This window comes from Flavobacterium sp. AC274, from assembly GCF_979258275.1.
Genome location: NZ_OZ409852.1, coordinates 3047674 through 3059727, shown reverse-complemented (window position 1 = coordinate 3059727; position 12054 = coordinate 3047674). Strand labels below are relative to the sequence as shown.

At 35.2% G+C, this 12054-nt stretch carries 8 protein-coding genes and 1 pseudogene; 1 reads left to right on the top strand and 8 read right to left on the bottom strand.

Features of this window, described 5'->3' with window-relative positions:
• Nucleotides 1–101: 101 nt before the first annotated feature.
• The 6 genes and pseudogenes from ACZZZT_RS13720 to rhaT all read right to left on the bottom strand — a co-directional run.
• Nucleotides 102–1484, bottom strand: a pseudogene (locus ACZZZT_RS13720) (lactate utilization protein B); the annotation flags it as partial.
• Between the two features lie 214 nt (nt 1485–1698).
• A complete protein-coding gene (locus ACZZZT_RS13715) occupies nt 1699–2439 on the bottom strand; it encodes a (Fe-S)-binding protein (RefSeq protein WP_463462435.1) in 741 nt (246 codons plus the stop codon).
• A gap of 376 nt (nt 2440–2815) precedes the next feature.
• On the bottom strand, nt 2816–4177 hold the full coding sequence (locus ACZZZT_RS13710; RefSeq protein ID WP_463460788.1) for an FGGY-family carbohydrate kinase: 1362 nt from the start codon (nt 4175–4177) through the stop codon (nt 2816–2818).
• A 93-nt stretch (nt 4178–4270) separates the two neighbouring features.
• Nucleotides 4271–5545 carry a TIM barrel protein gene (locus ACZZZT_RS13705; protein WP_463460787.1) on the bottom strand — a complete coding sequence of 425 codons (1275 nt, stop codon included), beginning with the start codon at nt 5543–5545 and terminating at the stop codon, nt 4271–4273.
• Nucleotides 5546–5732: 187 nt separating this feature from the next.
• Nucleotides 5733–7877: a bifunctional aldolase/short-chain dehydrogenase gene (locus ACZZZT_RS13700; RefSeq protein ID WP_463460786.1), complete on the bottom strand. Its 2145-nt coding sequence runs from the start codon at nt 7875–7877 to the stop codon at nt 5733–5735.
• A 37-nt stretch (nt 7878–7914) separates the two neighbouring features.
• The gene (rhaT, locus tag ACZZZT_RS13695; protein ID WP_463460785.1) at nt 7915–8964 is read right to left on the bottom strand and encodes an L-rhamnose/proton symporter RhaT; all 1050 of its coding nucleotides are present in this window, start codon (nt 8962–8964) and stop codon (nt 7915–7917) included.
• 373 nt (nt 8965–9337) lie between these two features.
• Here rhaT and ACZZZT_RS13690 point away from each other — a divergent pair, with 373 nt between their 5' ends.
• Nucleotides 9338–10378: a GntR family transcriptional regulator gene (locus ACZZZT_RS13690; protein ID WP_042566504.1), complete on the top strand. Its 1041-nt coding sequence runs from the start codon at nt 9338–9340 to the stop codon at nt 10376–10378.
• A gap of 194 nt (nt 10379–10572) precedes the next feature.
• Here the strand turns inward: ACZZZT_RS13690 and ACZZZT_RS13685 are convergent, their stop codons facing one another.
• Complete coding sequence (locus tag ACZZZT_RS13685; protein WP_463460784.1) at nt 10573–11250, bottom strand: glycoside hydrolase family 28 protein; 678 nt, start codon at nt 11248–11250, stop codon at nt 10573–10575.
• Complete coding sequence (locus ACZZZT_RS13680) at nt 11202–11942, bottom strand: glycoside hydrolase family 28 protein (protein ID WP_463460783.1); 741 nt, start codon at nt 11940–11942, stop codon at nt 11202–11204. Before ACZZZT_RS13680 ends, ACZZZT_RS13685 begins: the two co-directional genes overlap by 49 nt.
• Nucleotides 11943–12054 lie beyond the last annotated feature (112 nt).

Genomic DNA, 12054 nt, shown 5'->3' with positions numbered 1-12054 from the left:
TCTGAACCTAAAACATTTAAGTCAGGCAAATCAGCAACTATATTCGGTTGGCTGTTTTTTATTCTTTGTAAAATTTGGTCTTTACTGCTCATCTTTTTTCGCTTTAGCTTCTCTCGAATTTTTTTGTACCATTCTCTAAAAGATTCCTCTGGAACATCTGGCATTTCGCGCTGATCGTACCATTTATTCATTTTATTATTCACCAAAGCGGGAATATTTTTCATTACAAATCGCCCTGATTTTCCTGCGATATTAAAAATAGTCGGGTTTGCCAAAACGGTTGCCATTGTTTTCATTGCTACGGTTTTTGCTGCTGGCGTATGCCCTTCTTTTACCAAAACCTGACGCCATTTGTACAATTGATCGTGAATGTCAATTTTTACCGGGCAAACATTGGTACACGAACCACAAAGCGTACTTGCAAAAGGTAAATCGGCATTTTTGCTCATGTCGAGATTGGGTGCCAAAATAGCACCAATTGGTCCCGCAACGGCATTGTGATAACTGTGTCCGCCGCTTCGTCTGTAAACCGGACAAGTGTTCATACACGCGCCACAACGAATGCATTTTAATGAGTTTTTAAAATCTTCTCTGCCTAATTGAGTACTTCTGCCGTTGTCAACAATTACAATATGAATTTCTTTTCCGTCTCTAGGTTTCTTAAAATGACTTGAAAAAGTCGTAATTGGCTGTCCTGTTGCGCTTCTCGCCAATAATCTCAGGAAAACCCCTAAATGTTTTCGCTGTGGAATCAATTTCTCAAATCCCATACACGCAATATGAACATCGGCTAAATGCGCGCCCATATCAGCATTTCCTTCATTGGTACAAACCACAAATTCGCCGGTTTCTGCAATCGCAAAATTGACTCCGGTTAAAGCTACTTTTCTGGTTAAGAAGGTATTTCTTAACGTTAAACGAGCCGATTCTGTTAAATATTGAGGGTCAAAATTTCCTTTTTCTGTACCTAAATGTTCATGAAAAGTTTCGCTTACATCTTCTTTTTTAAGGTGAATGGCAGGCAAAACAATATGACTTGGCGGTTCTTTTCGAAGCTGAACAATAAATTCTCCTAAATCAGAATCGATTACTTCGATACCTTTTTCGGCTAAATAATCATTCAAATGACATTCTTCTGTAAGCATTGATTTTGACTTCACCATTTGCTTTACATCATGTTTTGCCATGATCGAATGCACGATTTCATTATGTTCTTTGGCATCAGCAGCCCAATGCACAATGATTCCGTTTTTTTGAGCATTCGCCTCAAATTCAACTAAATAATCATGAATATTAGAGAGTACATTGTTTTTTATTTGTGAAGCCGTTTCACGAAGCAATTCCCAATCGGGAATATTATGCGCGGCTCTGTCACGTTTTTCACGAACAAACCAAAGTGTTTCATCATGCCAGTTTACGCGTTCTACATCTTTGTTAAAACGTGTTGCGGCTTCACTATGTTCAATTATTTTTTTTGATGACATCTTTTTCTTTTGTTTTTTTACCATTAAGACATTAAGTAATTTAAGCCTAGCTTTATGAACTTAATCTCTTAATGGTAAAAGAAAATTAAGCTTTAATTTAAAAAATCACTTTCCTTGTTTATTTAACCCATTAAGGCATTAAGTAATTTAAGCCTAGCTTTATGAACTTAATATCTTAATGGTAAAAGAAAATTAAGCTTAATTTTAAAATCACTTAGTTTTCGAACGAATTTAATATTTCGGCAATATGAATGGTTTTTATGCTGCTTTTTTGCCTTTTCAGGATTCCTTCTAAATGCATTAAGCACGACATATCTCCACCTGTGATATAATCTACGTGATGATTTTCATGATCTTTGATTCGGTCTTGACCCATTTTTACAGAAACAGCTTCTTCGGTTACGCAAAATGTTCCGCCAAAGCCACAACATTCATCTTTTCTGGATAAGGAAACCAAATCAAGTCCGTTGATTTTGCTTAATAATTGTTCGGGTTTAGAGAAAAATGGCGCGTTTAATTCCGTCATCTGCGAAAGCTTTAATCCACGCTGACCGTGACAGCTTGCATGCATTCCTACTCTAAATGGGAAATTTCCGTTGATATGATCTACTTTCAAAATATCGGTAATAAATTCCGTTAATTCGAATACTTTTTTACGCATTTCTGCCGCTAATTCTTCTTGTTTATCATCGTGTAAATGGTCTTTTACATGCAAAACACAACTTCCAGACGGACAAACGATATAATCAAATCCGGCAAAATTGGCTATAAAATTGGCATCACAGCCTTTGGTTAAATATTGATATCCGCTGTTTGCCATTGGCTGTCCGCAACAGGTTTGCCCCATTGGGAAATGAACTTCACAGCCCAATTTCTGCAAAAGCTCATAGGTTGCAATCGCTACTTTTGGGTAAAACTGATCGACATAACACGGTATAAATAATCCGATTTTCATATTCTTTTTCATTATTTTTTAAACACATAAGCTATGTGTGTAAATATTTTTTCACGCAGATTTTGCAGATTGAGCAGATTTTTTATTTTAATCTTTTCTTTCAACGGATTAAAATCCGTTGCTACAAAATGAATCGTTCCGCCGGAACTTTTGTAAAGAGCCTTCATATCACTTTGTAGAGTTACTTGCGAAGATTTCTCTCCCGAAGCCTCGGGATCGAAATGACAAACTACCTTCAATAATTATAATAAAAAAATCTGCTCAATCTGCCAAATCTGCGTGAAACAAAATCTTTTAATTCTTTAATCTGTGGCATTTATTCTAACTCAAACCAAACAGATTTTTAATTTTTAATTCTAAATTTTTAATTCCAAATCTAGTGTTTATAAAACTTCAAATCAATCAAATCATTTTGAATTGGTTTTGGATTCCAGTTTTGATGAATTGCCAACGCCGCTCCCAAAGCACTTGCCTGCGCCATTGATGCTGCATAAACTTCTACATCCGGAAAAGCTTCTGCAAGCAAATTCATGAAAATGGAATTTTTACTGAAACCTCCATCCACAAAAATCTTCTTAACAGGACTATTACGAATGACTAAATTAGTTGAAAAAAACTGTTGTTCGACCAAATCAAGCATTAATTGATGGTACGCAATATCGTAATTTTTAAAGGTATTTAAATCTCTTTTTTGAAACGGACATTCTTTTAGAATATCAAAATCATATTTCTTGGGATAAACGATCTGGAAATTTAAGGCTCTTAAATTCGAAACGATCTTTTTATCAAAATAAATATCCTTGAAAGAATCAAACGGCACATTGAAATGTTCTGCTAATCTTTTGGCCTGAATTTCATGTTCGTTGCCCGAAAACAACCGCGCTGCTTTTACCGGTTTTTCGGTGTATTGCATGTAACACAAACAATCGTTTTGAAGTTCTTCAAACGTTAAAGGTCTATTATTAAAAGGGTTCAATGAAATACTCCAGGTTCCTGTTGATAATAAAACAAAAGGTTCTGTAAAATTAATCGTATACGGAATAATTGCCGATGAACTATCGTGCAAACCAATACCGACAGCGATACCATTTTCTTTTTTAATAATGTCTTTTCCCGGATGAATTGGCGGAAGTTTCTCTTTAATACCTTCATTTTTAAGCCATTTATGATACTTCATCTTTTTAAAATTCCAAAGATTAGTATGGCATCCAATGCTTGTAATATCGGTGTAAGCTTCACCGGTTAACAGAAAACTCAGATATTGCGGAAGATGTAAACAATATTCTACTTTTTCAAACAACTCCGGATTTTCTTCTTTTAGCCTGTAAATCTGCATTCCGGAATTCAGACTTCCTAAAACTGGAGAAGCTGTTTTTACAGCAAAAACTTCTTCTCCTTTATATTTAGTATAAAAATTGTTTTTTAGCTCTTTCGGATAATCTTTTAGATAATTGTACAAAGGCGTTAAAACTTCGCCTTTGTCATCAATATAAACAAAACTGGCTCCGTAAGTGCTAAAATTTATTGCTTTAAGAGTGTAATTACTGAGTTCTTTAATTTCTGATAATCGATCGAGAATCCAGTTTTTTAGAACCTCAATATCTTCGCAGGGAAAACCATCTTCATCAACTGTTTCATCGAGATTTACTGATTTTTCCCAGACAATTTTATAATTTTCATCAAATAAAAATACCTTTTTGTTGGTTTTACCAATATCAAAAATTGCAACTACATTCATTATTTTAATTTTGAGTTATGAATTATAAATTATGAGTTAAAGAATTATGATTTTGTCCTAGTTAACGATTAACTCATAATTCATAACTTACAATTATAATCCTGTTGCCATCGTTTTTAATCCTCTTTCTCCAATTAGATTTTTTCTAACATCAAGACCACGGTATAATGCTACAGGGTTTAATGCAGCTCCGGAACGCAAACGGGCTTCGGCAACCAAAGCGCGAACATCGGTACGGAAAGCATTTTGCAGAATTTCCTGTGCTTTTACCACATCGTTCTCATCCTGAGCAATTTCTAATGCTTTTCTGTCTACCAAAAGTGCCTGCGCATAAGCAATCATAATCGCTTCTACAGATTGCAATAAATCTTCTAAAGGATCTTTTATGTTGTGAGAAGCATCGATCATCCAGCCTAAATCTTTGGCGTGATTCATTCCTCTGGCGTCCATTCCTTCAACTAATTCATTGAAAATCAAAAATAATTGGTAAGGTTTTAAAGCTCCCGCTGTTAAATCATCGTCGCCATATTTTGAATCGTTAAAGTGGAAACCTCCCAATTTATTTTCCATCAATAATAAAGAAACAATTTGCTCGATATTGGCGTTTGGCAAATGATGTCCTAAATCGACCAATGTCTGCGCTTTATCTCCTAATTTTTTTACATAAGAATACGATTGTCCCCAATCTGCAACTGTTGTAGAATAAAAATTAGGTTCTGCACATTTATATTCTAAAAATAATTTCCAGTTTGAAGGCAATGCGTCGTAGATTTCTTCTAGGCTTTCTAATGTATTTTGATACGCTTTACGGAAGTTTAATTGTCCCGGAAAAGAAGATCCGTCTGCTAACCAAACCGTTAACGATTCTGATCCTAATTCAATCCCGTGTTTAATAACCTCTATATTATGTGCAATTGCTTGTTTACGAACCGCTTTGTTTACGTTTTGTAAGGAACCAAATTTATAAGTATGTTCCTGATTAGCCTGATCCTGAAAAGTGTTCGAGTTCATGGCATCAAATTTTAAACCGTGTTGTCCGGCTAAGTTTTTTATCGCCTGATAATCTGTTGGAATATCCCACGGAATATGCAAAGAAATCGCTCCTGAAGCTTTATTTAAAGCATGAAGCAAACCAACATCTTCAATTTTTTCTTCGATCGAACGTGGTTCTCCTCCTCCGGCAAAACGCCCGAATCTTGTTCCTCCGGTTCCCAATGCCCAAGATGGAATTGCAATTTGGAATTCGATTAATTTTTTAATAATCGCTTCTGCATCACCAATTTCTGAAGTTGTAAATGCAAATTTATTTTGATGCTTTTTTAGTAACTCATCATTATGCGAGTCTATTTTGTTTGATCCAATTAACATATTTTTTCTCTTTAATGGAATTTCAATTGATAAATATATAAATTGAATTCCTGTTTTACTATACTATTTTGAAGCTAATTTGTTTGTTTAAAATTCTTTTACATTTTAAAAACCTAACGTTCGAAATCATCGAACGCTAGATCACAAAAAACCACTTTTGCTTAAACAAACTTAAAAAAAACTATTTTTATCTATAGAAACCCATTGATACTCCGCCGTCTACGTTTAGTGCGTTTCCTGTCGATTTATCAAGTAAACCGCCAACAAAAGCAAAACACGCATTGGCAATATCATCAGGTAATATGATTTCGTTTAATAGTGTGCGTTTGGCATAGTAAGCCGGTAATTCTTCTACCGTAATGCCATACGCTTTGGCTCGTCCTTCTGCCCATCCTCCAGACCAAATATTGGAGTCTGAAATTACAGCATCAGGATTTACCGTATTCACACGGATTTTATCTGCTCCCAGTTCTGCTGCCATAAGGCGCGTTAAATGTGCCTGGGCTGCTTTTGCCGATCCGTAACCCGGATTGTTTGGTCCTGCAACAACAGCGTTTTTGGAAACAATGTTTACAATGTCTCCGCCAAATCCTTGTTTACGCATTACTTCTATTCCCGCTTTTGAAACAATAAATTGTCCTTTTACCAGAATATCGTATAATCTGTCCCATTCTTCGAGCGTATGTTCTGCGATAGATTTTGAAATGCTGATTCCGGCATTGTTCACTACAATATCAACTCCGCCAAAAGCAAGACAAGCTTCGTCTAATGCTTTTTCTGTGCTGCTTTCGTTGGTCACATTCAATAATGTGCTTGAAACTGCATCTTTTCCGAAAGCTTTTATGAAGTCTTTTGTAGCTTCTTCCAGTCTTTCTTCGTTAATGTCATTGATGATTACGCAAGCACCTTCCTGAGCGAATTTCTTTGCAATAGCTTTTCCTATTCCTCCGGCTGATCCGGTAATAAGTGCAACTCTTCCAGAAAGTGCTTTTGGTTTTGGCATACGCTGTAATTTTGCTTCTTCCAATAACCAATATTCGATATCAAAAGCTTCCTGATGCGGAAGTGAAGTATATTCTGAAACTGCTTCTGCGCCTTTCATGACATTTACCGCATTCACATAATATTCTGATGCCAAACGTGCCATCGTTTTATCTTTGGCAAAAGTGAACATTCCAACTCCAGGGTATAAAATTACAACCGGATTCGGATCACGCATTGCCGGAGAATTTGATTTCTTGCAGGCATTGTAATAATCCTTGTACATTGCTCTGTACGCTTCAAAAGCAGGCTGTAATTTTGCTTTGATAGCATTTACATCTGATAAATCTTCGTTTGGATCCAATTTCAAAACAAGCGGACTGATTTTGGTTCTTAAAAAGTGGTCCGGACAAGAAGTTCCAAGCGGAGCTAATTTCTCTAAATCATTCGAATTGATGAATTCCAAAACTCTTGCATCATCGGTATAATGTCCAATCATTTGGCGTTCTGATGAGCAGAATCCTCTTAAAATCGGAGCTACTTTTGCCGCTTTTAGTTGACGTTCGTTTTCCGGTAAACTATTTATTTTTTGTCCTCCAAAAACTGGACGTTTTTTTCCGTAGTTATTCTCAAGGTAAGTCGCACATTTCTCGATTACTTCAAGCGTGTTGATGTAACTTTCATACGAAGTTTCACCCCAGGTAAAAAGTCCGTGAGAACCCAACATGATTCCTCTTAGTTTTTTTCCTTTTTTCTCCGCTTCTTCAAGGCAAGATCTCAATTGAAGTCCAAGATCAAAACCCGGACGCTGCCAGCCTACCCAGCCAATTTCTCCGTCGAATAATTCTTCGGTGATTTTTGCACCGTCTTTGGCCGCTGCAATGGCAATGGCCGCATCGGGATGCAAATGGTCGATATGTTTGAAGGGTAAAAATCCGTGTAAAGGTGTGTCAATTGACGGTGCTTTTGAAGCCAAATCAAAAATGCAGTGGTTGAACAATTCCACCATTTCATCTTCGAATTCGATGCCTCTGTACACATTTTCCAAATTACGAAGTCTCTCTAAATACAATGCCGCACAGCCCGATTTGGTCAGAGTTCCGATATCGCCGCCAGAGCCTTTGATCCACATTACTTCTGAGTTTTCACCAGTCAAAGGATCTTTGTCAGTAATTTTAACCGAAGTATTTCCTCCTCCGTAATTAGTCAATCTTAAATCGGCTCCAAGTAAATTAGAACGATAAATGAAAAGCGCTACTTCATCCCCTGCCAAGGCTGCTGCTTTGGCCTCATCCCAAAGGTAGCTCACGTGCTTAAAATTCATATTTGGTGTTTTTATTATATTTGACATTATATAAATGTTATTGGTTGGTTGTATGTCTTTTATTTTATAATGAATTTCCAATTCCGACCAATACTATCGAAAGCATGATCAATCCAATTCCCCATAAAAAAGTATTGAATGTTTTTTTGGAAACTCCTTTCCATTCTTTCAAATAAAATCCCCAGAAATTGGCTGTAAGGATAATCGTTGCCATGTGCAAAATCCATGAACTGGCTCCGTTTCCAAGTTTGCTTTCGCCCATTCCGTAGAAGAAAAATTGCAAAAACCACATCGTTCCGGCAAGTGCAGAAAAAAGAATATTTTTAGTAATTGGTGTTGATTTATTGGTATAATCTCCAAAGGTTTTATTTTTGAAATTGAGGTACATACACCAAATAAAATTCGTTGTAAGTCCGCCCCAAAGAAGTACGATATAAGTAACATTATTTTGAAACAAAGGATTACAGCCTGAAACTACAGCCGCTTCTGCCATTGGTTTTCCGGCTTCGATTCCGTAATTGAAAAAAGAACTTAAAATACCTGATATTACGGCAATAATTAATCCTTTTGTAAGATTAAAATCTTTGTCTTTATCCTCATGTCCAACTGCAAAATCTTTTTCTTTTAAGATTCCTGCTTTCCCTGAAATGGCAATTCCGATAAGGCAAACCACAACGCCAAGCAACACAAGTTGTCCGCCAGTACTTTGTAACATATCTGTAAAAGAAATTTTTCCTTCGGTTGGATAAAAATTATAATAAATGGATGGAACCAAAGCTCCAAAAGCAGAACAGAAACCTAATACGATAGAATTTCCAAGTGACATTCCGAGATAACGAACGCCTAAACCGTATGTTAATCCGCCGATTCCCCAAATCAATCCCATTGAAAAAGTAAAGGCTTTGATTGTAGGCGAAGCTGCAGCAATAATATCAACAAAATTCGGAATCGTTAAATAAGCTGCAATTGGCGGAACGATAAGCCAGGAGAAAAAACCTCCTACGAGCCAGTAGCTTTCCCAAGCCCAATTTTTAACTTTTTTGAATGGCATGTAAAAACTCCCTGAAGAAAAACCTCCGATGGAGTGAAAAATGATCCCTAATAATGATTCCATTTATTAATTTGTTTGTGGCTATTGTGATAGTTAATCTCGTTTGGTAAAATAAGAAAATGTAAAAAACAAAACTATCCTGTACTATCCTTTATATTATATGTTAAAACCGGGAAGTATTGTAAAGAAGTATTGGAATATATTGAAAAAATAAATTTAAAATTTCTATTTTAGCAATCGATTTCGCAATTATTAAAATGATACTTATTTAATAAATAAAAAATCAGATTAAGAATTAAGTTCCTTAAATTTAATGTTGTCTTTTATTTGTAAAGCCAACAAAATAAGGCAACAATTTAATTTTAAGCTATTTACAAAAAAATATAATTTAGAATTGCGTTTTATTAAACGAACGTGATTTGCAATTACAAGCCTCATGATCAAACTTATTAAAATAGATGAAGACTCAAGAGTTCCTAAATACAAACAAATTGTAGACTCGATTCTGCAAAATATTGCCAACGGAAATCTAAAAATAAATCAAAAAATTCCTTCTATAAACAGCTTTAGTGAAGAGTTTTATATGTCGAGAGATACAGTTGAGAAGGCTTATAATATTTTAAAAGAGCGAAAAATTATTTCATCCATTCGAGGAAAAGGTTATTATATTACCCGAACCAAGCTTGAATCTAAGGTAAATATTTTGTTTTTATTTAATAAACTGAGTGCGTACAAAATGAAAACGTACAACTCTTTTATTAATACCGTTGGTGCCAATGCCCATACCGATTTGCATATTTACCATTGCGACGAAACATTATTCCTGAATTTACTGGACAAGTTTGAAGGTGTTTACGATTATTATGTCATTACAACACATTTTAAAACTGATGAACTGAAACACTTAAGTTTTACTGATGAAGTTGTAAAAGCGATTCAGAAAATTCCGCAGGATAAATTGGTTATTATGGATAACATAAAACTAACAACGGAAGGCGAAATTATCAAAATTTATCAGGATTTTGAAAATGATATTTACAATGCTTTAAAGGAAGGTCTTGCCAAAATAACTAAATATAAAAAATTAATCCTGGTCTATCCTGAAAAAGCCGTTTATCCTTATCCCCGCAGAATTTTACACGGTTTCAAAAAGTTTTGTGTCGAGCACGAAATCAATTTTGAAATTCTTAGTGAGGTTTATGACGATATGGTGCTTAAAAAAGGCGATTTATTTATTACTATTGAAGAATCTGATCTTGTTAACCTTATGAAACAAATTCGCGATGAAGAATATGTTTTAGGAAAAGATATTGGCGTAATCTCTTATAATGATACTCCACTAAAAGAACTCTTGGGAATCACCGTAATGTCTACCGATTTTAATGTTATGGGCGAAACTGCAGCCCGAATGATTTTAAATAAAGAAAAAGGTTCGGTGAAGGTGCCGTTTAATTTTATTGACAGGAATTCGATTTAATGAATCAATAAAATTCAAAAATATTTCATCATAATATTGTAAACATAGCCAACGGTTTCAACCGTTGGAGCGCAATATATTCATACAATGTGTATTCCGATTACATGATTGAAATCGTTGAAAAACAATGCATTTTACAATACGTCTCCCACGGTTGAAACCGTGGGCTATGGTTAAAATACTATACGATAGAATCAATCTTTCCTCTCAAAATTCACCACATTTTCATGAATATCCTTTTCTCCTGAAACATTATCAGCTTTAATATTTTTAAGAAAAACATTCTCAACCGGAAGTTCTTTTTGCCCTAAAATTCTTGAAATAAACTTTACGTTTGTTGCTTTAATATTTTCCAGATAAACGTTTTTTATTGGCGTTAATTTTCGCTCGAGCGTTGGCACTAAATTTCTCCATTGATACATCACATCAGTTTCAATTCCCAGAATTCCTTCGTCGATTTTACCACATGTTATGTTACTCATATAAATATTGTTGACATATCCGCCACGGCGTTCATTGGTTTTGATGAAAAGAAGATGATTCAGTTTTGCGCCATCCACGACAGTGCAATTATCGATGAAAACATTTTCTATTCCGCCAGAAAGTTCGCTTCCAATGGCTACCAATTGATGTCCGTTTTTAACAATACAATTTCGCATGACAACGTTTTTTGAAGGCGTATTCAGTCGCCACGCATCCTGATTACTTCCAGATTTTATGGCAATTGCATCGTCTCCCTGATCAAAAACACAATTTTCGATTAGTACATTCTGGCTCATTTCAGGATCAACACCGTCATTATTATGTCCGTGTGCGTAAACTTTTAGATTTCTGAGAACAACATCTTTAGACAAAAAGGATGAATCGTCCAAAACGGACTATTAGTAATCGTAACACCATCCATTACAATATTCTCACAGCGATTAAACTGAATAAACTGAGGTCGAAAATGTGCCGAATCATTTACCATTTGGCGTTCTTTTAAAGGTTTGTTGTAAGAAGCCAAATAATACAATCTTTTTAAACTTTCCATGTGCCCTTTTGGTCGTTTAAACCATTCTTTCCAAATATCCATTTTTGCCTTTAATTCGCCTTCACCGGTAATGGCAATATTTTTACATTGGTACGCATAAACCAACGGCGAATAATTATAGCATTCATATCCTTCCCAAGTCGAGGAAACGGCCGGTAAATAATCATTTGGATCTTCTGAGAAAAGTAAAACTGCTCCTTTCTTCAAATGAAGGTTAACATTACTCTTAAAATGGATTTTTTTCGTAATCCATTCGCCTTCAGGAATCACCACAATTCCTCCACCAGCTTTATTTGCTTTTGTGATCGCTTTATTTATGGCATCGGATATTTTGTCCTTATTTCCTTTTATAGCTCCGAAATCTACAATTGAATATTCCTTGCAATTCGTGAAATCCGGAATTTTAATTGCCGGCATCTCAAAAGGAGCTTTTACAACAACTTCTTTTAGCGTTACGCCTGATTGATTTTTCTTAAATGACAAAAAAATAAGCGAAACTAAAAGAGCAGAAACAAATAGTATTTTCTTCATGATAAGTAGTTTTTTAATGGATTTATTCAAAAAATATTCAACAAAATCAAAAGCGCATTCATCTAGTAAAGTAAGAAAATACCAAAAACAAAACCATCCTGCACTATCCTTC